Origin of the sequence: Faecalibacterium sp. IP-3-29, assembly GCF_023347335.1 — a bacterium.
GTDB classification, from domain to species: domain Bacteria; phylum Bacillota; class Clostridia; order Oscillospirales; family Ruminococcaceae; genus Faecalibacterium; species Faecalibacterium duncaniae.
Window position 1 is genome coordinate 347,142 of sequence record NZ_CP094471.1, and the last position, 22,655, is coordinate 369,796.

A 22,655-nucleotide genomic window follows, 5' to 3' on the forward strand; every position below is an offset into this window, starting at 1 on the left:
CAGGAAGCGTTTTACTCCTGCCGGACTGCGGACCCCTTGCAGGATCAGGCGATCTGATTTTTTTAGAAGATTCCAAGGAATGCGCCCAGCAGACCAAAGATCAGCAGACCGATGATCAGCTGTGTGGGGCGGTTGCCCTTCTTGATTCGCCACATCATGAACAGCACCAGAGCCAAGCTCAGAATGCCCGGATAGATGGCATCAAACAGCTCGGAGACCACGATGGAGGTCTCGCCGATGTTCAGCGTCCAGTTCAGGGGGAAGCCCACGGTGGTTGCCGTCATGGCACCGACCATCATCAGGCCGAGGATGGATGCACAGCGGGTCGCAACGCTCATCAGGCCGCTGTTAAAGACGGTGTCGATGAAGCTTGTGCCCAGTGTGTAGCCCAGTTTCAGCAGGACCCATTTGAGCAGGGACTGCGAAATGCCATACAGCAGGATGAAGATGAAGGTGCCGAGGATGTTGCCCTGCGAGCACAGACCGATTGCAATACCGGCACCGATGACACGCAGGCAGTTGAAGAAGATGGAGTCGAACATACCGGCGGTGGGGCCCATCAGGGAAGCCTTGATGGCATCAATGGTCTCGCCGGGAACTTTACCGTCGTGGCAGTCCTTTTCCAGTGCGTAGCACAGACCTGCGATAAAGTTGAATGCGACTGCATGGGTATTGAAGAAGGACTGATGGCGGGCATAAGCGGCCTTCTTGCCTTCGATATCGTCGCCATAGATACTCTCCACGGCGGGGGCCATGGTCATGGTGAAACCATTGGCTTCCATCTTGGTCATGTTGAAGTTTGCAAAGACCAGATGGCTGTTCCAGAACATCTTTTTGAGGATCTTATTTTCCTCTGCGCTGACAACTTTCTTTTCCATCAGAAGAAATCCTCCTCACTGTTGGCAGGGGCAGCAGCACCCGCAGCGGGGGCAGCAGCCACAGCGTTCTTTGCATCAATGATGCGCTTGTCAATGAAGAACAGGGTCAGGGCGATGGCTGCACCGATGACGGCGATACCAAGGCTGCTCAGGCCCAGGCTCTTGGCGCAGATAAAGCCGACAAAGTAGAACACAGCGATATCGGTGGACCAGATCATGGACAGCAGGATGCCGAAACCGACGGCGGTCATCATGGTACCGGCAGCGGCCAGACCTGTCATGACCCATGCGGGGCAGGCAGCCAGACCAGCCTGCAGACCCTCGATGCCAAAGGCAACGCCCAAGAAGATGATTGCCGCACCGGGCAGGCAGGCGATGAAGTTGACGACCATGGAGATGGCACGGAACTTGTTGGGCTTGCACTCAGAAGCCAGTCTCTCCCAGTAGGGAGCCAGGCCGGCCCACAGAGGCATCAGCATGGTGTTGATGGTAGACATCACGGTACCGATGGTCAGGGACAGAGCCAGACCGGTTTCCATGGCACCGTCGCCGCCCACCACGATGGTATACGCCACAGCGATGATGGAGCCGGACAGGCAGTCGGACGGAATCGAGCCGCCCACAGCAGAGATGCCCATGAAGATTGCTTCCAGCGAAGCACCCATGATGATGCCGGTCTGGAAGTCGCCCAGAAGCAGGCCGACCAGCGGTGCCACCACGATGGGGCGGTTCAGGCACTGCCAGGACAGGGTGTACGGGTCAAGCCAGTTGATGACCGCATACACGACTGCACAGATGATTGCAGCGGTAATTGACATAGCGATTTTTCCTCCTTGTACTTTTTTCTATTTTCAGGCAGAGCACCACGCTCAGCCCAGTACCTTGGAAAGTTCCTGCGGAACATCATCGGGGATGGTCTGCACATTGCAAGGGATCCCGGTTGCCATGACCTGCCGCAGAACCTCGACTTCGTCCTCGTAGGCATACAGATTCTTGGTATAGGTCTTGCGGGCTTCCGTTCCGTGCTTGGGAGCAATGCGGCCATAATTGCCCACATTGATCTGCGGGATATCCTTGACTTCCTTGGCCACACGCAGCAGATTTTCCGGCGTGCTGACGATCAGCAGGATCTTCAGACCGGCTGCACGGGGATCGTTGCAGAGCGAGACCGCCTTATCCACCGTCACGATCGCCGTCTTGCAGGTGGCCGGTGCAGCCATCATCAGGGATTTCTGCATGATATCGCTGGCAGCCGCCGTATCATCTGCCACCACGATGCGGTCAACGCCTAGCGTGCGGCTCCACTTGGTGGCGACCTGGCCATGAATCATGCGCTCATCCAAACGTACCCATTTGATCATAAGTTTTCCATCCTTTCTTTTTATCAGAAGAAGTCGTCGCTGCCTGCCGGTGCCGTGTCCGCAGGAACTTCCGGTTCCACACGGCGCAGATACTCGCGGCTTTCTTCAATGATCTCATCCAGCCGTTCGTCGCTGAGGGTATCCTCGCTCAGAACATTCATCATGAAGCTCATGTTCACACCGCTCACCAGCCGGGTGTTTGGGCGGTCCAGGTAGGTGAACATGGCCTGATTCACGCTGCCGCCGTAAAGGTCGCTGCACAGCAGCACTTCGTCCTCCGGACCGACAGTCTCATAGAACGCATCCAGATGATCCTGCACGCAGCTCTCATCCAGATAGGCATCAAATACGGTCAAATTCTCGCACTCTCCCATCAGGATCTTCAGCGAGCTTTGCATTCCGCTGGCCATTGAGCCATGGGACGAGAGAAAGATTTTCAGCATAACAGGCATCCTCTTTTCGACTACAAGCTAATTATTTTCCTTCGATGTTCACATTTTATCTCTATTTTGCACAGAGTTCAACGCTTTTTGATTTATAGAATAAGTTCAAGTCGTTTTGATTTCATTTTATAAGTTCAAAATGGAGCACAGTTGAACACCCTGTTCAAAACTGTGCGCCATGATTTGGTGATTTTACATAGTCTGCAACGAGCGCCGAAGCCATTCCGCCGCCATCCGGGGCGGGTCCTCCGCAAAGGCTTCCAGTTCTTCCGGATACCGCACAAAAGAGTACAGCAGTGTATTCAGCGCTTTCATCTTCTGCCAGTCGTGAAGTCCGCCGCCGACATACAGCAGCGCCCGGATCTTCTGTTCTCCCCAGAGCGCCCGTTTTTCCAGCGGGTAGAATTCCAGTCGGATCTCTTCCCCTTCTGCGCCCTGTTCCTCCTGAAAGACCACCACGACCTCGCCGCACTGGTACGTCCAGCATTTTTCCCGGGAGATCCACCGATTCAGAAGCGCCTGCCGTTCAGCTTCGTCCCTGCCATGTACCCCCGCCAGATACTGGAAGAACTGCTCCGGCGTGTAATACTGGAAGTTTCGGATTACACGATAATTCTCCGGCGGCGGAAGCTGCTGCCGGTACTGGTATGCTTCCACCAGCAGGGTGTTGTAAACACGGTCAAAGTCCCGTTCGTTCCGGATCAGCAGCAACAGTTCCACCGGGTAATCATACCGGTAGCCGGGCTTTATTCCCTCTTCCTGTTCTGCGCCATTTCCCAGCAGCACTCCGTCGCATTCTGCCGGGTCGATGCGACGCAGCTCGTACAGGTTCATCGGCGTGATCTCTTCGATCAGTTCGGGGTAACGCTCTTTCAGGCCCTCTGTCTGGATCCGGGCATACTCGGTTCCCAGAAAATGGGTGGAGCACAGACGGAGCGGCCGGATGGGATACCGGATTTCGTGCAGCAGGCTGAAGAAATAGCAGCTCAGCATTGCCAGCAGGAACCGATTTGCCCGGACCGGATAAATCGTCTGGATAAATTCGATCACCCGGCGGCTCAGTTCCGCACAGAGCGGGCAATCCAGAAATTGCAGTTCATAAACATAGTCATACTGCATTGCACCATCCATTCCATAGAAATGTTGTGCGATCAGATTGAATAGGATCTGCTGCAGCAGATCCCTTGCCATTGGCAAGAGCGCAAAATCCAGTCCCGTCTCCTGCTTCAGGTAGACCAGCACCCGGTCCCGCAAGCGTCCCGCCTGCCCTGCAAAGCCGGGATGCAGGCTGAACGGGTCCCGCTTCAGGTTCACATCCAGCATACTGAACAGCAGAATGCCCAGAAACGCCACCTCATCCCGGGGCATGGCATAGCCCCCGTATTGTTCCTCCAGTGTGTGGTAAATGGACTGTGCCAGCGGATAGAACATCGTTCCGGAGATGCTTTCCAGCCATGGGTCCGGCAGCCGGATCTCATGGCCGTTCTGCACCCGGTTCCGTGCAATGATCAGGTAGACCGCCACACGCTGGGTCGCACTGTCCCGCAGGGAGATCGGGCTTTCCCGCAGGATCTTCAGAAATGTATGCCGGATATCCTGCCGCTCTTCGTATCCGCAGCTGAGCCAGGATGCACTGTCCGGGTCACTGCAATCCAGCGTTTCCTTGTGGAAATGCACACCGGAGACCTCGGTCAGTGCCAGCCTGCGCTTGTACTCTTCTCCTTCCACCCGCATTCCGGTGCCGGGGCGTGAGACGATCCGCAGGCCAAAGCTCTCGCACAGGCGGGTCGCCATGCTCAGTGGCTCCCGCAATGCCGAAGCCGAGAGAAAAAGCTGATCGGCCAGCTGTTCTTTCTTAATGCCGGTTTCCGTGGAGATGATGCGCCGGGACAGATACCGCACCCGGCTTTCCCGGTCGGCGTTCAGCATACTGCCCGGCATCTGGCGGATGCTGGTCACAGCCGAAAAGGTATCGTATGCTTCCGGGTCCAGAACTTCCACATAGTAGCCCTTATGCCGCCGGGAAACCAGCCGGGCACCATTCTCATTCAGGATCTGCGCCACCTGCGGCATCTCATTCTTGATGGTGTGCGCACTGACACCGATCCGCTCCGCCAGTTCCTGCGAAGTCATCGTCTGTTCGGGGGCATTGCTCAACTGGGTCACGATCTGCAAGGCTCTGCTGGACATAAAACCGCTCCTTTTCCCAATCATTCCTGCCTTTATTGTAGTAAAACACTGCCCGAAATGCAAGCCGGAAACCGGAAATGCCGCTCCGAGCTTTTCAGCCCAGAGCGGCATTTCCGGTTTTGGGATATAATTAGAGAATGGCTTGATTGTTAGCATCCTCACCCTCTCCGTCATTGCTTGCTACACAAAAATTATTTGTGCTGACTGCGGCTCTTTTGCATGACACGCTGTTCTTGGATTTTGTGTATGAAGATAGATAGGAGGAGAATACATAATAAACCTGAGGAATTGAGCAGCATTGTGAATGCAGCATTCGGGCTGCGTTAAACTACACCAAAAATTTCGCGATTTCGTGGGTTTACCTATGGGTTTACTGAGAGAGGAAAGCCCGAAAACCTGCATGAATACTGGACTTTTCGGATCAAGGTCAGGTGAATACGGCCTGAAGGCTGCACGTCGTGCACCTCAGTTCTCCAAGCGCTAATCTACAGCTTAATAATGCTAAAAAAGCCCGGGAATATGCCATTTCCCGGGCTTTTTCTATGCCTGAAATTCTGTTTGGACTAGATGATGGAACATTGTATTATGCGAACTCATTCCTCGAACAGATACAGAAGATATCCGTAGCCCTCTGCTTTCATCTTTGCGTAAGGCACAAAGCGCAGGGCCGCACTGTTGATGCAGTAGCGCACGCCATTGGGGGACTCCGGATCGCCGGTGAACACATGACCAAGGTGAGAATCTCCGGCACGGCTTCTGACCTCCGTGCGGCGCATTCCGTGGCTCAGGTCCTCCAGTTCCACCACGGCAGGCTCCTCGATGGGCTTTGTGAAAGCCGGCCAGCCGCAGCCGCTCTCGTACTTATCCGTGGAGGAAAAGAGCGGCTCGCCGGTGACGACATCCACATAGATGCCCTTTTCAAACTTATCCCAGAACTCGCCTGTGAAAGGGTGCTCTGTGCCGCTCTCCTGCGTAACACGGTACTGCTCCGCCGTCAGCTTGTCCCGGATGGATCCCGCCGAGGGCAAGGCAATGGCGCGCAGCAGGTACTTTTTAAATCTCAGGTCAGCCCATATCGGCGGCAAGAGCCTGGTCGATGAGCTTTTGCAGCGTCTCCGCCTGCTTCTTTTCCGTGATGGCACCTACGATGGGTTCACCCACGATATTGCCACTGCGGTCGACCACATAGGTGGTGGGATAGGCAAAGATGTTGGTAGTAAACTTTCCCGCCTCACCGTCGGAGTCAAAATACACATTCTGATAGGTGGCACCCTTCTTGGCAAGCACATCCTTCGCCTCGGAAATTGCCGTTTCGTCGCCGTCCAGCGTGAAGGTGTTGACACCGATGAGGGAGCCGCCCTTCTCCGCCAGTTCCTTGTTCAGCGCATCCAGCTCGGAAAGCTCGCCTACGCAGGGATTGCAGGTGGTGAACCAGAAATTCACTACGGTGACGGCGTTGGCAGAGAACAGCTCGTCGCTCTTCACCATGTTGCCGTCCAGATCTTTCCCTTCAAAGGCGGGGAACTTCTGCATACTGCCGTCGTCGGGAGGGGTGCTCGTGTCGCTGCCCGCGGGCATGCTCATATCGCCATCCATGGACTTCTGGATGATCTCGGGATACTTCTCTTCCAACTCGGTCAGCCGGTTTTCAATATTGCTGATCTCCGTGGCGGACTCCTTCAGCCACGCATACTCCTTGTCGGTGAACTGCTCTTTAGCGGCCTCGACGGTATCCAGCAGGAAGTCGCCGTAGTTTTTGCCGTCCTCCTGCATGGTCATGCCCTTATCGGCCGCCATGAACACCTTCTCCCAGAGTTCGGCATTTTCCGACAGGAGCGCGTTTTCCCGCTCCAGCAGCTCCTTGTGCAGAGCGAGCGCCTCCTCGGCGGTTTTCGGCTCGCCGGTCATGGCGGAACTGTCTCCGCTCATATCCGCCTGCTTGTCGTTGCCCTTTGCGCCGCAGGCTGCAAGGGAGAGCAGCATCATCGCGCACAGCATCAGAGCCAGTATCTTCTTTACGTTCATATTCGTTTCTCCTTAAGCTTTGTTGTTGTTTTCTCGCAGTGTCGCTGCGTTTTCTTTCTCTTTTCCATCGCCGAAGCCGTAGCGGAAGCACACGGCGTTCGTCGGACAGGCGCGGATGCACATTCCGCAGCGGATGCACTCGGTATGGTTGGGCGTTTTCGTCACATCCACATCCATCTTGCAGGCTCTGGCGCATTTCCCGCAGGAAACGCACTTATTCTTATCCACCTTCATCTGGAAGAGGGACACCCGGTTGAACAGCGCGTAGAACGCGCCCAGCGGGCAGAGCCACTTGCAGAACGGTCGGTAGAACAGTACGCTCAGCGCAATCACCGACAGCAGGATGCTGAATTTCCATGTAAACAGCTTGCCCAGCGCCGCCCGGATGCCGGAATTGGCAAGGGACAGAGGGATGGCTCCCTCCAGCACGCCTTGGGGGCAGAGGTATTTGCAGAAGAACGGGTCTCCCATGCCAACATCGTTCACAAGGAACGCCGGCAGCAGGAAAACCATCACCAGCAGGACAGCGTATTTCAGGTATGTCAGCGGCTTCAGCCTCTTTGTGGAGAGCTTCTTTGTCGGGATTTTGTGCAGCAGCTCCTGAAACCAGCCGAAGGGACATAGAAAGCCGCAGATAAAGCGTCCCAGCAGGACTCCCAGCAAAATGAGAAAGCCTGTGATATAATAGGAAAAACTGAATTTTGACGAGCCTACCACTGCCTGAAACGCACCGATGGGACAGGCACCGGAGGCTGCCGGGCAGGAATAGCAGTTCAGCCCCGGCACGCAGACGGTCTTCCCCGCCCCCTGATACAGTCCGCCCTTGAGAAAGTTCGGCAGATGCAGGTTGGTCAGCAGCGCCGCACCCGCCTGAATCCAGCCCCGGAAGCGGGACATGGTCTGTGAAACGCCTGAAAACTTTTTACCCAATGCCTACACACTCCAGACATAATTTGATTGCTTTGCTCAGCACTGTCGCCGCCTCGCCCCGCCAGACACCGAAGCACAGCATGGCGGCTCCGGCCATCAGCAGCACGATCTGCGCCGCTGCCTTTTTCCCGCAGCTCATTTTTCATCACCCTTTCCGATTTTCTGCCCCCATCATAGCGCGGGAGAGTTAAAGTCTCTGTTAAGAACGAAAACTTAACGCAAACCTTATCTGTTTTTGCTATAATGAAAGCAACACAAAAAACGAAGAAATAAAAAGGAGGGCTATCATGCACCTTTTAGTAATTGAAGATGAACGCGCCCTGTGCGAGACCATCGTCCGCAGCCTGCGGCGGCTGGCCTACAGCGTGGACTACTGTTATGACGGGGAAAAGGCGCTGGCGCTTCTGGGCGTGGAACGATACGATCTGGTGCTTCTGGATCTGAATCTGCCGAAAAAGGACGGCATGACAGTGCTGCGCACCCTGCGGCAGACCGACCGGGAGACGCGGGTGCTGATTCTCTCCGCCCGCAGCGAAGTGGAGGACAAGGTGCAGGGGCTGGATGCCGGGGCGAACGACTATCTGGCAAAGCCTTTCCACTTGGCGGAGCTGGAGGCCCGCATCCGCAGCCTGACATTGCGGCAGTTCACCCAGCAGGATGTGCTGCTAAGCTGCGGAGGCCTGACCTTTGACACCCGCTCCCGTACCGCCGCCGTCAATGGGCAGACGCTGACGCTGACCCGGAAGGAAACGGGGATCCTGGAATACCTGATGGTGCATCAGGGGCGGCCCGTGAGTCAGGAAGAGCTGATGGATCACGTTTGGGACAACAGCGTGGACAACTTCAGCAATTCCATTCGCGTCCACATCTCCGCCCTGCGCAAAAAGCTCCGCGCCGTGCTGGGCTATGACCCCATCCGCAACCGCATCGGCGAGGGCTATCTGATGGGAGGCGAGGAGGAATGAAGCGGCTTTCCCTGCAGTGGCGCATCACGCTGATGACCGTCCTGCTCATCGGCATCACCTGCGTGGCCATGAATTTGCTGCTGTGCTCCTCCGGTGTGTACTATATGGACACCATTGCGGACAGTTTACAAGGCGGCGGCACGGTGATCCTGAATGATGGCGGAGCGGCGAGCTTTGACCCGCAGCTCATAGCGCCCAACGAGGAGTTGACCATCGTCGTCGATGGGGTGCAGGGGCGCTTCCGCACCACCAACTGGTACATCACGGCGGCGGTAACGCTGCTCAGCGGCATCCTCGCCTATTTCGTCAGCGGACGCGCTCTCAAGCCCCTGCGCAGCTTTACCTCGCAGGTGGAGCAGGTGCAGCTGAACAATCTTGCCGATATGAGGATCGATGAAGACACTATTTCGGAGTTCCGGCAGCTGAGCCGCTCGTTCAACCAGATGCTGGAGCGGCTGAACAACGCCTTTTCCGCCCAGCGGCAGTTCACCGGCAACGCCGCCCACGAGCTGCGCACGCCACTGGCACTAATGCAGGCGCAGTTGGAGCTGTTTTCCGCGGAGCATCCTGATGTGCGGCCGGAGACGGCGGAGTTCCTCACGCTTTTGCGCGAGCAGACGGAGCGGCTGGCACAGATGACCAAGACGCTGCTGGAGATGAGCAATCTGCGGCAGGTGGCGCGGAACGAGCGGATCCAGCTCGCTCCCATGATCGAGGAGATCTTCACAGATCTTGCGCCGCTCTCAGATAAGCTCGGTGTCACGCTGACGGCGGAGGGCGACGGCATTATGACCGGCAGCGATGCACTGATCTACCGGCTGATCTTCAACCTGACGGAGAATGCTGTCAAGTACAACCAGCCGGGCGGCTCGGTACGGGTTTCTGTCACTCAGGAGTTGGAAAAGCTCCTGCTCCGCGTCTCCGACACCGGCTGCGGCATCCCGGAGGAGTATCAGCGCAGTATCTTCCAGCCCTTCTTCCGGGTGGACAAGTCTCGCAGCCGGGAATACGGCGGCGCAGGACTGGGGCTCTCACTGGTATGGGAGATCGCCGACCTCCACGGCGGCTCCGTTTGGGTGGAGAAAAGTTCGGAGAAGGGCACTACCATTGCGGTGGAGCTGCCAACGCAACAATCAGCGAAGCCCTAACCCCCTTTTATTTTGGTCAGCTTGAGCAGGCAAAACGGCCTGAGTCCTGCGCACAAAAAGAACACCCCCGCGCCTTTGGGCCGGGGGCGTTCTGCTGTGATAGGGAATGTCAGGTGGAAGAGGAAAGCATCTTTTGCAGCTGGGTCTTGGCCCGGTAGTAGGTCACCCGGGCCCATGCGGCGTTGTGGCCGAAGATCAGCCCGATGCGCTCAAAGGGCAGCTCGCCGAATACCCGGAGGCTGAACACCTCTTTGTAAGGCTCGTCCAGCGTGTGCAGACACTGATGCACGGTGAATGCCGCATCCTGATCGACCAGCAGCTGGGCAATGTCCGGAGTGTCGGCGGGGGCGGTTTCGGCATCTTCCAGCGGGGCAGTGTGCTTTGTCCGGCGGCAGTGGGAATAATAGGCGTTGCGGGCCACCGTGAACAGCCACGCCCGTACATCCTGCCTGTCATCGTAGTCCTTCAGACCGTCCAGTGCCTTGAAGAAAGTTTCCTGCGTCAGCTCCTCGGCCAGCGCTTCGTTGTGGGTCAGGCCCTGCAGGAACAGAAACACATCCCGGAAATAGAGCCGGTAAACGCTGTCGATGTCCATAGGCTCAGCCCTTCTTATAGTCGATGCCGTATTCCTGGTCGGTGCCGTAGGCGTAGTCGAAGGTACCGTCCGGGTTTTCCTGCACGATGTAGCGGTCTACCAGCTGTCCATCGCGGTAGTACAGGGTCTGGTCTGCGCAGTCCACGGTCAGCAGCTGGGTGCGAGACACCATGACCCATACAGTGGATCGATCAGAACCCACCAGGGCTGTCAGTACCCGATGCACGCCCGGAAAGCGGTAGCGCATGGCCCGCACAGTGATCTGCGGCTTGCCCCAGCTGAAGGTGCCCTCCATATCCAGCCAGACACCCTCGCCCTGCACTTCCAGAATGCAGATGTCAGCGCCATTCTCTTTGCGGTTGTATGTCCAGAAATGAGCCTGCTCTGTGGTGGCCGGGACGCGGGCAGTGCCCATCCAGAATATCATTGCCAGAGCGCACAGGGCAGCCAGCACAGAGCCGATTGCTGCACGGATGCTCCTTCTTTGCAGGGCGGCCCTGATCCTGCGCAGGGGCGCATCCGGCTGCGCTTCCGGCCGTACCGGCACCGGCTGCTCCATCTGTTCCAGCTCGGCGCGGCAGGCTTCACATTCGGCCAGATGCTCTTCCACCAGCGCGTTGCTGGCCTCACTGGTGATGTGCTCCGCATACAGCGGCAGCAGGTCACGGATGATATCACAATTCGTTTTCATCGTCTTTTGCCCTCCTTTTTCATGGCCTTTCACCCCAATAACGCAGAAAAGGAGAAAGCGTTACAGGTTTCTGCAAATTTTTTGCAGGATCAGCCCTTCTCCTGCCAGAATAACCCGCCGCTGGTCTGGAACAGGGGCCAGGGGTTCACGCTCTTGCTGCCGAGCTTGAAGTCCATGGTCAGCTCCTCGCCCAGCACGCCGACAGCCTGCCCCCGCTCCACAGTCTGCCCGCGGGTCACGGAGAGCTCCTGCAGGCCGTACAGATAACTGCGCACGCCGCAGCCATGATCGATGACCACGGTGCTGCCGGTGAGGGCCAGATCGCCTGCAAAGACCACCACGCCATTCGCCGGGGCACGGCAGGGCTCACCGGGGATGGTGTAGAGCCGGGTGGAGTTGGAGCGGCTGCCCTGCTGGCCGCCGGTCACCTTGACCTGACCGAAATCCACCAGCGTCATGTAGTTTTCTGCCGGGCAGAGAAAGGCACCGGCCCAGAGCTTTTCCCGCGCGGGCTGCTCGTACAGGGGCCAGATGTTGTTCCGGAACTCGGTGTTGGCGGCCTCGGTGGATGCAGGTTCCGGCTCCACCTCCACGGTGCCGAAATCCTTGGGCAGAACGGTCAGCGTCCGGGCAAAGGTCTCGCCGTTGACGGTAACGTTGACCGTGTGCCCACCCGCCGAAGCGTTGTAGGCGGCGGGGATGTAGGCGCGCCAGCCGCTGCCCAGCCGGACGCACTGAACGCTGCCTAGGTCGGTCTCCACGGTGGGGGCGGTCTCGCCGGTCAGGCCGGTGATGGAAAGCGCCGCCACACCGCCCTGCTCCAGCCGCTCGGTGGAAAGGGCGACCTCCGCACTGGCCTGCAGGGTGAACCGGAAGGAGTAGCTGTACCAGCCCGTGGGTTTGGCCGGGTGCTCCACGCCCAGGTTCTTGCGGATGGCACCGGTGGAGCCGCCCTCAAACTGGGTGGCAAGATAGTCCTGCGGCAGCCGCCAGACCGTCAGCTTTGCCTTGTAATCCCCGTTGGCAGGGAAGAGAAAGTCCTCGTACTGAGAGGCCGACCCCGCAAATACGATGCTGCCGATGTCGGTTTCAATGGTCAGGGTGGTGTAGCTGGCCCAATCGGGCAGGGCGAGGGCCGGGTGTGCGTCATACAGCACGCCCAGTTTCTGCACGGTGAGCGTTTCGGGGCTGGTGAACACCTTATCGAACACGCCGCCCAGCAGCGGCACCTGCCAGCAGGAGCCGTTCACTTCCAGCGCCTGCCCGCCGAACTGCGTGTCTGCCGCCGGGCGGGCCCCTTCGCCGGTAAAGGAATAGCTCACGGTCATCACCGCGCCCAGCAGCACAGCAACGCCCAGAATGACACCAACGACCCACAACAAAAATCGTTTCATGGATATGTACTCCTGTTACAAAGCCGCATCCCTGCACTTGGCTCCCCTGCCAGGGGAGCTGGCCGCGCCGGAGCGGGGACTGAGAGGTTGATTAATCAATGCGGCGTATAAAAAAGCGCACCACAGCTTGCAGGGACAAGCCGGGTGCGTTTTTCGGTGTTTGGTTTATTCTGCGGCATCCTCGGCAGAAGTGTCTTCTGCGGGCTGCTCTGCGGCAGGCTCAACGGTCTCAGCCTTATCCTCGCCAAACAGCAGACGCTCGTACTCGTCCAGCTCCTTCTCACGGCGGTGCAGATAGACAGCCACGGCGGCCAGCGCACCGGCCACAGCGGCCAGCGTGGCGATAACAGCGATCAGACAGGATTTCTTCATAGGACACACTCCTTTTCTGGTGGGGAACGGTGGTTCATGGAACCGGAGTTCATTTTGATAAGGCTATTATACCCGGAAAAGCAAAAAATTACAATCCGAAATGCAGAAATTTCATCAATCCGGGCAATCACAGCAATTTGGTCAGCAGCAGCTTTTTGTAGACCTTGAAGGCACCGGGCAGGGTGTACGCAGCCTCCAGCTGCTCCTTTCCGGCCCAGACGCAGCCTGCGGGGGCGGGCTGCTCCGGCACAGTGAGGAAATAGCCGCTCTGGTGCCACTCGATGTGGGTGAAAATGTGCTTGGCCGCAGGCAGGGGCGTGAAATGTACCCCTGTGCAGTCCAGTCCCAGGGCAGCAAGGCGGGCGGCGGTCTCTGCGGCGGTGAGGGTGGTATCCTCCCACAGCACCGGCTGCCACAGCCCGGCCAGCAGGCCTTTGGCCGGCCGCTGCTGGAGCAGCACCCGGCCCTCGTTCAGCACCAGCACCACCGTGACCGGTGTGATGCGCCGGGCCTTGGGGGGCGTTTTCTGGGGCAGGGAGAGGGCGGTGCCTGCGGCCCGGGCCCGGCAGAGCGTGCCCAGCGGGCACTGCTCACACAGAGGTGCGCCGTTGGGCAGGCAGACCAGCGCGCCCAGCTCCATCAGGGCCTGATTGTAGTCTCCGGCTTTTGCGGGCGGCTGGTGCTCCATGACCCGTGCCGTGAACTCCCGCTTCACCTGCGGGTCGGTGACCAGCCGAGGGTCGTTGTAGAGCCGGGCAAACACCCGCAGGACGTTGCCGTCCACGGCGGGAACCGGGAGACCGAAACTGATGGATGCAATGGCCCCCGCCGTGTACTCCCCGATGCCGGGCAGGGCCAGCAGGGCGTTGTAATCAGCAGGCAGCTGCCCGCCGTATTGAACGCAGACGATCTTCGCTGCCTTCTGCAGGTTGCGCACCCGGCTGTAATAACCCAGCCCCTCCCACAGCTTGTGCAGCTTTTCCTCCTCACATCCGGCCAGCGCGGGGATATCCGGCAGGGCGGCAAGGAAGCGCTCGTAGTAGGGCAGCGCCGCCGAGACCCGGGTCTGCTGCAGCATGATCTCGCTCAGCCAGACATGGTAGGGCGTGGGGTCCTCCCGGAAGGGGAGGATGCGGCGGTTGGCGTAGAACCAGTCCAACAGGGCAGGAGCGATATTTTCCACTTGTATTTATCTCCTTGTTGAAAACAACCCTCTCCGTCATTGCTCCGCAATGCCACCTCTCCCGAGGGGGGAGGCTATGCTGCCTTTATCCAAGAGCCGCAATAGGCTCCCCCTTCGGGGGAGCTGGCAAAGCCGACAGGCTTTGACTGAGAGGGTTGAATTTAATCCTTAGAAACCGTAAGCGGTGCGGGGGAAGGGCAGTACGTCACGGATGTTCTGGATGCCCGTGAGGTACATGATCATCCGCTCGAAGCCCAGGCCGTAACCGGCGTGCTCCACGCCGCCGAACTTGCGCAGGTTCAGGTACCACTCGTAGTTGGTCTTGTCCATGCCCAGCTCGTCCATGCGGGCCACCAGCTTGTCGTAGTTCTCCTCGCGCTGGCTGCCGCCGATCAGCTCGCCGATGCCGGGCACCAGCATATCAGCTGCGGCCACGGTCTTGCCGTCCGCGTTCATCTTCATGTAGAAGCTCTTGATCTCCTTGGGGTAATCGGTGACAAAGACGGGCTTCTTGAACACGACCTCGGTCAGGTAGCGCTCGTGCTCGGTCTGGATATCCACGCCCCACTCCACGGGGAACTGGAACTTCTTGTTGTTCTTCTTCAGGATCTCAATGGCCTCAGTGTAGGTGATGCGGCCGAACTCGCTGTTTGCCACCAGCTCCAGGCGCTCGATCAGGCCCTTGTCGATGAACTGGTTGAAGAAGGCCATCTCATCGGGGCAGTTGTCCAGCACGTAGCGGATGACGAACTTGGTCATGGCCTCGGCGGTGTCCATGTAGCCCTTCAGGTCGCAGAAGGCCATCTCAGGCTCGATCATCCAGAACTCGGCGGCGTGGCGGGTGGTAAAGCTCTTCTCCGCACGGAAGGTAGGGCCGAAGGTGTACACCTTGCCAAAGGCCATGGCCATGGCCTCGGCCTCCAGCTGGCCGGAAACGGTCAGGTTGACGGGCTTCTCAAAGAAGTCCTGGCTGTAATCCACGGTGCCGTCCTCGTTCTTGGGCACGTTCTGCAGATCCAGCGTGGTGACCTGGAACATCTCACCGGCACCCTCGCAGTCGGAAGCGGTCAGCAGGGGAGAGTGGGAGTAGATGAAGCCGTTCTCCTGGAAGAACTTGTGGATGGCGTAGGCAGCCACGCTGCGCACGCGGAATGCGGCGTTGAAGGTGTTGGTGCGGGGGCGCAGGGTGGGCATGGTGCGCAGATACTCCATACTCATCTTCTTTTTCTGCAGGGGGTACTCGTCTGCGGGGCAGTCGCCCAGGATCTCCACGCTGTCGGCGTTCAGCTCAAAGGGCTGCTTTGCCTGCGGGGTCAGGACGATGCGGCCCACGATGCGCAGGCTGCTGTACAGGCCGGTGTGGATGACCTCCTCGTAGTTTGCCAGCTTGCCTGCCTCCAGCACGACCTGCAGGGTCTTGAAGCAGCCGCCGTCCGACAGGGCGATGAAGCCGATGTTCTTGGAATCACGGATGTTCTTGGCCCAGCCGCACACGGTGACCACCGTGCCGTCGGCGGGAGTGTTCTTGTACAGCGAGACGATCTCAGTACGTTCCATCTTTCTTTCCTCCGATATAAAAATAAAAAGACAGCTTTGCCCTGAATTTTCAGGGCGAACAAGCTGTCTTGTAATGTCCGCGGTGCCACCTGAATTACCGGAAGTGTCCGGTCGCTCGCGCGCTCCAATAAGCGCTGCCCTGGTAACGCTGGGCTTTGCGGCGCACCTACTGGCGGCAGAATGCCGTGTTCAGTTTGCAGCTCCCGGGTGTTCGTTCGCGCACTGGCCCGCACGCGGCTCTCAGCTGCTGCCGCGCTCTCTGTAGCGTCCGGGATGCGTTACTTTTCCCGATCCTTGCTTTTCGGTAATTCTAAAAATAGCACAGCAGCACCGGTTTGTCAATCGGCTTTTTGTGGGAAAACGGTTGAATTCTGACGGAAAGGATGCTATTATTTATCCTGTTATAGTATGTGCATTGCACAAAACGGAACAAACATGAAGATTGGCTTTGTCCTGAGGAGTAGAGCATGAACGAAAATCAAACCACTTACCCCACCGGCGCACAGGATGAGGAAGAGATCGACCTCGTCGCGCTCATGGTGACCCTTCTGCACAAGCTCAAGCCTATCCTGCTGACCGCGGTGGTCTGTGCTGTGATCGCTGGCGGCCTTGCCGGGGTAAAAATCCTGCGCGGCGGCGCTGTTTCGGCAGAAGATCAGGTTGCTTATGAAGAGGCTCTGGCTGAGTATCAGCAGAAAGAGAAGGATTATGAGTTTGCTGTGCAGCAGTACGAGCTGACGGCGAAGAGCAACGAGGATGCGCAGTCCAGTGTGCAGGAAGCACTGAAACAGGCACAGGACTATGCAGAAAAGTCGCTGCTAAAAAATCTGGACGTTTATAATGTCTGGACGGCGCAGGCTGACCTTTATATTGACAGCGGCTACAAAATCCAGCCGGGTTCTGCGTATCAGAATGTTGACCCGACCGGTGCGTTGCTGGCTGCATATCAGAAACAGCTGGTCAGCGGTGACTCCATGAATGCTGCCGCTGATGCCGTAGGGGTAGATGTGCGCTACCTGAAGGGCGTGGTCACGGTAGAACTTTCCCAGAACGACAGTGGCGAGTATAACGGCGTGATGACCTTGCAGGCGTATGCTGCAGATCAGCAGACCGCAGAGAAAATTCTGAACGCGCTGCTGGGTCGTCTGGATCTGATCCATGATAAAGCGGCAGCTGCTGTGTGCAGCCACAGTGTACGCGTGATTGATCAGAGCGTGACACAGGGGGTCTCCACGGAACTGCGTGCGTTGCAGCAGACGAGCAATGAAGATGTTCAGAATCTGCAGAGCCAGCTGGTGGAACTGCAGAGTGCCCGTCAGGCGCTGGATGACAATCTGGCTTCTGCTAAGAGTACTTGGGAGAGTGCGGAGGAGCCCGCACTGGGCGGCGGCGCTGCCTCCTCGGTGGCAAAGTACCTGCTCATTGGCTTCCTGCTGGGCGGTGTGCTTGCCTGCGGCGTGGTCGTGGTCAAGTTCCTGCTGGACGGCATGGTCTACTCGGCCAGTGAGCTGAACCGCTCCACCGGCCTGCCCGTGCTGGGCGCGCTGGCCAGCGACCGCACCAAGAAAGCCGGAAAGCTGGATGCGAAGCTCTATCAGATGGAGGGCCGCCCCGATGGCAGCGCGGACGCTGAGATGCTCTGCCTGATGGCTCAGACCATCCGCAGCCGCGCCCCGGAGGCGAAGAATATTCTGGTTACCGGCGATCTGCCTGCGGACCAGCTGGAAGCATTGGCCGCTGCCCTGCAGGCCACGGAACCCCTGCGCGGCCAGAGCGTGACCGCCGCCGAGAGCATCCTCAAGGCCGCTGCCACCGTGCCCCATGTGGTGGCTGCCGATGCCATTGTGCTGGCTGCCGACTGCACGGTCACCCGCACCGATGCCGTGCGGGAGCAGAACGAGAAGATCGTTCGGCTGGGCAAGCAGATCCTGGGCTGCATCGTATACGAATAAGCAGAAATAAAATAAACCTCTCAGTCTCGCATTCGCTCGCCAGCTCCCCTGATAGGGGAGCCCTTGGCAAAGAGGGCAGGTCGTACTTGCCAAAGAAGCAGATGCGGACTGGGAGGTTTTACTGTTTTAATGCAGAAATCAGCCCATTGGCCGCCAGCTGCCCGGCATAGAGGGCCTCGTTCAGGTTGTTGCCGTGCCCGCCGATCTCTATGAGCAGGCTGCCGGGGGTCAGATCCTGATTGTAGAACCGGTAGCTGAACAGGACCGGGCGGGTGAAGCCGGGGTACAGGCCCTCCATGGCGGTTTCCCAGGCGGCGGCAAAGCGGAGGTTGAGCCGGTAGTTGGGCAGGCTGACCGTGGTGCCGTTGTCGCACCCGCAGATGATCATCACCTGCGCTGCCTGCCGCCCGTTGACGGTGCACACCGGGGCCATGCGGGAGCCATTCTCAGTCTCGATGGCATCCCGGTGGACATCCAGCACGATCTTGATGCTGGGATACTGCGATAAGTATTGCTGCACCACCGCGCGGCTGTTGGCGTAGCTTCCAGTGTAGCTGGGGTAGTCGTTCAGGGTCTCATCGTGCAGGGTGTTGAGCCCGGCGGCGTTGAGGGTGTCCGCCATCACCCGGCCCACAGCGCACATGTTGAGGTCCCGGTCGGTGGTGCGGGAACCGTCCCCCGGGCGGTACCACAGCCCTGCTGAGAGCCGGTAATCCTCAGTGGCATGGGTGTGCATGATGAGGATCTGCGGGTCGGGGCTGTTCCACTCCACCGCAAAGGGGAGCGGGTTGGTAATCTCGGCGGCAATGTCGGCGCTGGAGACGCTGGTGTTGTTCTTGATGCTGCCGCTGCCGCAGGGAATGTATTTCTCCCCGCTGCCCTGCGGATAGTTCTTTTCCAGGATGGCACCGGCTCCCTCCGGGCGGGCCTCGTCGCCTTCCAGCGGGACAAGGTAGGCTTCAATGTCACCGGCAGGCAGGGCGGGAGCCTCCTGTGCAGGCTCTGCCTGTGTTTCCTGCGCGGGTTCGCTCACGGCCTGTGCGGCATTCTCGGAGAGGTCTTTCCGGCTCAGGTAAAGGGCGGTCTGCACGGCGGGCAGCGGCCCGATGACCACCGCCGCCAGCGTGAGGAGCAGCTGGTGTGCAAACAGTGCCAGCCCCAGCGCAAGGCCTGCCGCTGCCGCAAAAGGCAGGGGATGCCTGCACCCCGCCATTTCCCGCCTGCGCATGGAACCTCACCCCCTTCTGCAAAATAGATATGAGAGAACCGCTCCATCAATGCGAACGGATTGCTGCCTCTCCCAGTAGGAGAAGCTGGTCAGCAGCAGCATAAATCTGGCCCCTATCAGGGGAGCAGGCGAGCGAAGGCGAGACCGAGAGGGGCTACCCCACCAGCCAGCACAACTGCGCTACACTCAGCTTTGGCTGCAGGGCCCGGTTGATGGCAGCCCCCAGCAGGGCCGCGCCGTGGGCGATGACTCCGTCCAGATCCCGGGGCGTGACGACCAGATCCCGGCCCTCCTCGGCCTGCATCAGGGTGGGGATGCCCGCCGCAAGGACAGGCACACCCAGCCGGGCGGCATCCAGATGCCGGGAGTGGTCGGGCTGGGCCGGGTGGAGCCCGGTGTCTGAAAACTGGAGCGTCCGGCCCAGCCGCTCCGGCTCGGCAGAGCAAAGGCTGTCCACACAAAGCAGGGCGGCGGGGCGCAGCTCCCGCACCAGTGCCCCGGCCAGCTGCTGTAAGCTCAGGCCCGTGGCCGCCGACACCCCCGGAGCCACAGCCGCCACCGGCCGGATGCCCTGCACCGGCACGGTGCGCGGCCCCATGGTCACGAACACCTTCTGCACCGTGCGGGGGCCCAGAGCATCCGCCGTGACCCGGCGGTTGCCCACCCCCAGCACCAGCACCGGGCCTTCGGGCGGCAGCAGGGGCCGCAGCTCTGCGGCGGCGGCTTCGATCACGGCGCTGTCCCGCTCGTCCAGCAGGCTCACGCTGGGGACCTCCAGCGTCACATACCGGCCCCGCGGCCGCGCCAGCCCCTCCCGCGCGATCTCTACCCGGGTGATCGTCACGCCGCCCTGACGGGCCGTTGCCACGCGCACCCCGGCGGGCAGGGCGGTTTTGCCCGGCTGGCCGAACAGTTCATCGGCAAGGTCAGTTTCCCGCATTTTGCATCCCCCATCCGTCTGAATTTCCGTATTTGGGCGCTTTTCCCGCCCAAACGGTACCAGAAGTATGGGAAAATGAAAAAATTCTAAACAAAAATTCAAAAAAGGCTTGCGCTGGTACGGCAAATATGGTATCATAAGGTGCGCTGTTATAGGTAGCCAAGGAGGTGGAACGAATGCCTAACATCAAATCTCAGAAGGACCGCGTCGTGCAGGCTGCTGCAGAGCAGGCTCACAACAAGGCCATTAAGACCAACCTGAAAACAGTCGTCAAGAAGGCAGACGCTGCCATCGATGCTAAAGCCGCTGACAAGGACGCAACTGTCCTGGCTGCTGTTTCCGCGATCGACAAGGCTCGCGCTAAGGGTGTCATCAAGAAGAACACCGCTTCTCGCAAGATCAGCCGTATGGCCAAGCGTGCAAACAAGAACGCCTGATTTACGACAGATCAAGTGATCGACTGACGAACAAAACCTCTGTATCGGGAACCCGATACGGGGGTTTTTGTTTTTCCAGCAGCTGTTCCGGGGGCAGGGGCGCGGGCTGCTCTGCCAGCGCCCAGAACGCCCAGCCTGCAGGCACAGCAGCTGCCAGCACCAGCCCGGGCCAGAGCACGGCGGGATATGTAAGGGCCTCGCTGCCGGGCAGGAACACCGCCGCCGCGCAGAGCACGAGGGCGGTCCAGCCCTCCCATAAGATCGTTGCAAGAGTCTCGCGCATGACTATCATCTCCTTTTCTGGAAAAGTATACCATGCAGAGGGCGCGAATCGGCGCAGAAAAGGACGATACACGAAAAAAGTGTATCGTCCCAGGAAGAGTTCTGCTTCAGTTCTGGTCGTGGCTGCGGCCCACCAGCGAACAGACCACGCCGCAGACAAGGCTGGTGGTGATGCCTGCAGCAGCGGCGGTCAGCCCGCCGGTCAGGATGCCGATGGCTCCCTCTTCGGCAAGGGCGGTGCGCACGCCTTTGGCAAGCAGATGCCCGAAGCCCAGCAGGGGAACGGTGGCACCGCAGCCTGCAAACTCGGCCAGCGGCGCGTACCACCCAAGGGCCGAAAGCACCACGCCCGCCACCACATAGCCTGTCAGGATGCGGGCGGGGGTCAGGGCGGTCAGGTCGAGAAAGAGCTGGCCCACCACGCAGATGGCCCCGCCTGTAACGAATGCCCAGAAATAGTTCATGTGTTCCCTCCGTTCTGTTCCTCCGGGGCAGCAAGCTCCACCAGGTGCGAGATGGCGGGGATGCTCTCCTTCTGCAAAAAGGTGGTCTGGCTCATCAGTGCGCCCGTGGCCAGAAAGAGAACCCGGCGCTGCCCCCGCCGCTCCAGCCGGGGCAGGAGATGCCCGCAGAGCACTGCTGCACAGCACCCCGGCCCAGAAGCGCCGCTGTGCACCGACTGGCCCTCGGCATCATAGAGGAGGGAACCGCAGTCCACATGGTTCTTGAGGAGCAGGCCTTCGGCGGCCAGCAGCTCCCGGAACAGCTGACTGCCCACATGCCCCAGGTCGCCGGTGCAGATGGCATCGAACTCCTGCGGCTGGGTGTTGGTATCGGTGAGGTAGCGCAGTAGCGTTGCCGCCGCAGCAGGAGCCATGGCGGCCCCCATGTTGTTGATGTCCCGGATGCCCAGATCCTGCACCCGGCCAAAGGTCACGGCCCGGATGCCAACCCCCTGCCCGGCGGGGCGGAGCAGGCAGGCCCCTGCCGCCGTGGCAGTCCATTGGGCGGTGGGGGTGCGCACGGCTCCGTAGGAAAGCGGGGTGCGGAACTGCCGCTCGGCGGTGCAGAAGTGGCTGGAGGTCATGGCCAGCAGGCCGTCTGCCATTCCGGCGCTGCACAGGCAGGCCCCAACACCCAGCGCCTCGGCCATGGTGCTGCAGGCTCCGAACAGCCCCGCAAAGGGCAGGCCCAGCGCCCGGGCCGCATAGCCCGAAGCCGTGCACTGGGCCTGCAGGTCTCCGGCCAGCAGGAGGCTCACATCCTTTTCGGTGGCGTGGGCTTTTTTCAGGCAGAGCCGCGCCGTCTGTAATTGCAGCTGCGTTTCAGCGGCCTCCCAGCTGGTCTGCCCGAGGCGGTTGTCACTGTGCAGCTCATCGAACTCTGCCGCCAGCGGGCTTTCGCCCTCCTTTTTGCCGCCGATGCAGGCGTGTGCGGCGATGACAGGCGGTTTTGGGAAGATCAGGGTGTCACCCCGGCGGGTCGCCATGAAAAAATCCCCCTTTCAGGGCTGTTTTTCTTTGGGATTTGTGCTATAATAGCGCTCGTGCGATATTCTGCTCCATCCGCTCTGCCGGAAAACTGCAATTTTTGCATCCCGGCAGGCGTATTGTAGACAGAGCGGTCAGCCGCCCAGCAGCCAGAGCACCCCACCGTAGACCACAGCGGCCAGCGTGCCGTACACGATGACCGGCCCTGCAATGGTGAACATCTTGGCTCCGGTGCCGCAGACCCTGCCCTCGGGCTTGAACTCGATGGCGGCGCTGACCACGGCGTTGGCAAAGCCCGTGATGGGCACCAGCGAGCCTGCCCCGGCTTTGGCGGCAAGCTTCTGGTAGAGCCCCAGCGTGGTCAGCAGGGCCGACAGCACGATGAGGGTGCAGCTGGTCAGGGTACCGGCAAGCTGGGCTTCCAGCCCCATGCCAAGATACCACCCGCGCAGCACCTCGCCCAGCAGGCAGATGCCGCCGCCCACGCAGAAGGCCCACAGGCAGTCGGAGCCCAGAGGGGAGCGGGGGCCGACCTGTTTCACCCGCCGTGCGTATTCTTCCGCTGTCATCTTCATGGCTGTCACCTCGGGTTTA

24 protein-coding genes, 1 pseudogene and 1 other annotated feature are annotated in these 22,655 nt (G+C 59.6%); of the genes and pseudogenes, 4 read left to right on the plus strand and 21 right to left on the minus strand.

Annotation, left to right across the window (positions count from 1 at the left end):
- Positions 1-62: 62 nt before the first annotated feature.
- The 9 genes and pseudogenes from MTP40_RS01570 to MTP40_RS01610 form a co-directional block, all read right to left on the minus strand.
- A complete protein-coding gene (locus tag MTP40_RS01570) occupies positions 63-878 on the minus strand; it encodes a PTS system mannose/fructose/sorbose family transporter subunit IID (protein WP_207684391.1) in 816 nt (271 codons plus the stop codon).
- Positions 878-1,696, minus strand: a complete 819-nt coding sequence (locus MTP40_RS01575; RefSeq protein WP_005933029.1) for a PTS mannose/fructose/sorbose/N-acetylgalactosamine transporter subunit IIC — start codon at positions 1,694-1,696, stop codon at positions 878-880. The genes MTP40_RS01570 and MTP40_RS01575 overlap by 1 nt, the downstream gene beginning before the upstream one ends.
- A gap of 51 nt (positions 1,697-1,747) precedes the next feature.
- Positions 1,748-2,239 carry a PTS system mannose/fructose/N-acetylgalactosamine-transporter subunit IIB gene (locus MTP40_RS01580; protein WP_005933031.1) on the minus strand — a complete coding sequence of 164 codons (492 nt, stop codon included), beginning with the start codon at positions 2,237-2,239 and terminating at the stop codon, positions 1,748-1,750.
- Between the two features lie 23 nt (positions 2,240-2,262).
- Positions 2,263-2,682 (minus strand): PTS sugar transporter subunit IIA, encoded by a 420-nt coding sequence (locus tag MTP40_RS01585; protein WP_099357231.1) that lies wholly within the window; start codon positions 2,680-2,682, stop codon positions 2,263-2,265.
- Between the two features lie 192 nt (positions 2,683-2,874).
- On the minus strand, positions 2,875-4,872 hold the full coding sequence (locus tag MTP40_RS01590; RefSeq protein WP_249259706.1) for a BglG family transcription antiterminator: 1,998 nt from the start codon (positions 4,870-4,872) through the stop codon (positions 2,875-2,877).
- Between the two features lie 593 nt (positions 4,873-5,465).
- Positions 5,466-5,897: pseudogene (gene msrB, locus MTP40_RS01595) on the minus strand (peptide-methionine (R)-S-oxide reductase MsrB); the annotation flags it as partial.
- Between the two features lie 40 nt (positions 5,898-5,937).
- Positions 5,938-6,897 carry a TlpA disulfide reductase family protein gene (locus MTP40_RS01600; protein ID WP_156074524.1) on the minus strand — a complete coding sequence of 320 codons (960 nt, stop codon included), beginning with the start codon at positions 6,895-6,897 and terminating at the stop codon, positions 5,938-5,940.
- Positions 6,898-6,909: 12 nt separating this feature from the next.
- Complete coding sequence (locus tag MTP40_RS01605; protein ID WP_181967145.1) at positions 6,910-7,794, minus strand: 4Fe-4S binding protein; 885 nt, start codon at positions 7,792-7,794, stop codon at positions 6,910-6,912.
- A 25-nt stretch (positions 7,795-7,819) separates the two neighbouring features.
- Positions 7,820-7,966, minus strand: coding sequence for a CD1871A family CXXC motif-containing protein (locus MTP40_RS01610; protein ID WP_165643166.1), 147 nt, complete (start codon positions 7,964-7,966; stop codon positions 7,820-7,822).
- 148 nt (positions 7,967-8,114) lie between these two features.
- Between MTP40_RS01610 and MTP40_RS01615 the strand changes: the two genes are divergently transcribed.
- Together MTP40_RS01615 and MTP40_RS01620 are read left to right on the plus strand one after the other, a co-directional pair.
- A complete protein-coding gene (locus MTP40_RS01615) occupies positions 8,115-8,792 on the plus strand; it encodes a response regulator transcription factor (RefSeq protein WP_156072628.1) in 678 nt (225 codons plus the stop codon).
- On the plus strand, positions 8,789-9,940 hold the full coding sequence (locus MTP40_RS01620; protein WP_156074526.1) for a sensor histidine kinase: 1,152 nt from the start codon (positions 8,789-8,791) through the stop codon (positions 9,938-9,940). Before MTP40_RS01615 ends, MTP40_RS01620 begins: the two co-directional genes overlap by 4 nt.
- A gap of 109 nt (positions 9,941-10,049) precedes the next feature.
- Here the strand turns inward: MTP40_RS01620 and MTP40_RS01625 are convergent, their stop codons facing one another.
- The 6 genes from MTP40_RS01625 to asnS form a co-directional block, all read right to left on the minus strand.
- Positions 10,050-10,535 carry an RNA polymerase sigma factor gene (locus MTP40_RS01625; protein WP_117535622.1) on the minus strand — a complete coding sequence of 162 codons (486 nt, stop codon included), beginning with the start codon at positions 10,533-10,535 and terminating at the stop codon, positions 10,050-10,052.
- Between the two features lie 4 nt (positions 10,536-10,539).
- The gene (locus MTP40_RS01630) at positions 10,540-11,226 is read right to left on the minus strand and encodes an anti-sigma factor family protein (protein ID WP_249259707.1); all 687 of its coding nucleotides are present in this window, start codon (positions 11,224-11,226) and stop codon (positions 10,540-10,542) included.
- An 89-nt stretch (positions 11,227-11,315) separates the two neighbouring features.
- Positions 11,316-12,620 (minus strand): murein hydrolase activator EnvC family protein, encoded by a 1,305-nt coding sequence (locus MTP40_RS01635; RefSeq protein WP_249259708.1) that lies wholly within the window; start codon positions 12,618-12,620, stop codon positions 11,316-11,318.
- A 165-nt stretch (positions 12,621-12,785) separates the two neighbouring features.
- The gene (locus MTP40_RS01640; protein ID WP_156058963.1) at positions 12,786-12,992 is read right to left on the minus strand and encodes a phosphatase; all 207 of its coding nucleotides are present in this window, start codon (positions 12,990-12,992) and stop codon (positions 12,786-12,788) included.
- Between the two features lie 127 nt (positions 12,993-13,119).
- A complete protein-coding gene (locus tag MTP40_RS01645) occupies positions 13,120-14,175 on the minus strand; it encodes an A/G-specific adenine glycosylase (protein WP_249259709.1) in 1,056 nt (351 codons plus the stop codon).
- Positions 14,176-14,343: 168 nt separating this feature from the next.
- On the minus strand, positions 14,344-15,732 hold the full coding sequence (gene asnS / locus MTP40_RS01650) for an asparagine--tRNA ligase (protein ID WP_097772833.1): 1,389 nt from the start codon (positions 15,730-15,732) through the stop codon (positions 14,344-14,346).
- A 47-nt stretch (positions 15,733-15,779) separates the two neighbouring features.
- Positions 15,780-16,036: a binding site (T-box leader), on the minus strand.
- Between the two features lie 163 nt (positions 16,037-16,199).
- Between asnS and MTP40_RS01655 the strand changes: the two genes are divergently transcribed.
- Positions 16,200-17,684 (plus strand): hypothetical protein, encoded by a 1,485-nt coding sequence (locus MTP40_RS01655; RefSeq protein WP_098923429.1) that lies wholly within the window; start codon positions 16,200-16,202, stop codon positions 17,682-17,684.
- Between the two features lie 118 nt (positions 17,685-17,802).
- Here the strand turns inward: MTP40_RS01655 and spoIIP are convergent, their stop codons facing one another.
- Together spoIIP and gpr are read right to left on the minus strand one after the other, a co-directional pair.
- Positions 17,803-18,912: a stage II sporulation protein P gene (gene spoIIP / locus MTP40_RS01660; RefSeq protein WP_242699287.1), complete on the minus strand. Its 1,110-nt coding sequence runs from the start codon at positions 18,910-18,912 to the stop codon at positions 17,803-17,805.
- Between the two features lie 154 nt (positions 18,913-19,066).
- Positions 19,067-19,852: a GPR endopeptidase gene (gpr, locus tag MTP40_RS01665; protein WP_035393352.1), complete on the minus strand. Its 786-nt coding sequence runs from the start codon at positions 19,850-19,852 to the stop codon at positions 19,067-19,069.
- A 176-nt stretch (positions 19,853-20,028) separates the two neighbouring features.
- On the opposite strand from gpr, the gene rpsT reads away from it, so the two are divergent.
- A complete protein-coding gene (rpsT, locus tag MTP40_RS01670; protein ID WP_005929709.1) occupies positions 20,029-20,289 on the plus strand; it encodes a 30S ribosomal protein S20 in 261 nt (86 codons plus the stop codon).
- A gap of 1 nt (position 20,290) precedes the next feature.
- Here the strand turns inward: rpsT and MTP40_RS01675 are convergent, their stop codons facing one another.
- The 4 genes from MTP40_RS01675 to MTP40_RS01690 form a co-directional block, all read right to left on the minus strand.
- The gene (locus tag MTP40_RS01675) at positions 20,291-20,572 is read right to left on the minus strand and encodes a peptidoglycan synthetase (protein WP_179860347.1); all 282 of its coding nucleotides are present in this window, start codon (positions 20,570-20,572) and stop codon (positions 20,291-20,293) included.
- Between the two features lie 106 nt (positions 20,573-20,678).
- A complete protein-coding gene (locus MTP40_RS01680; RefSeq protein WP_005929703.1) occupies positions 20,679-21,035 on the minus strand; it encodes a SpoVA/SpoVAEb family sporulation membrane protein in 357 nt (118 codons plus the stop codon).
- Positions 21,032-22,060 (minus strand): stage V sporulation protein AD, encoded by a 1,029-nt coding sequence (locus tag MTP40_RS01685; protein WP_207697123.1) that lies wholly within the window; start codon positions 22,058-22,060, stop codon positions 21,032-21,034. The genes MTP40_RS01680 and MTP40_RS01685 overlap by 4 nt, the downstream gene beginning before the upstream one ends.
- Before the next feature lie 135 nt (positions 22,061-22,195).
- The gene (locus MTP40_RS01690) at positions 22,196-22,636 is read right to left on the minus strand and encodes a SpoVA/SpoVAEb family sporulation membrane protein (RefSeq protein ID WP_050762766.1); all 441 of its coding nucleotides are present in this window, start codon (positions 22,634-22,636) and stop codon (positions 22,196-22,198) included.
- Between the last annotated feature and the right edge of the window lie 19 nt (positions 22,637-22,655).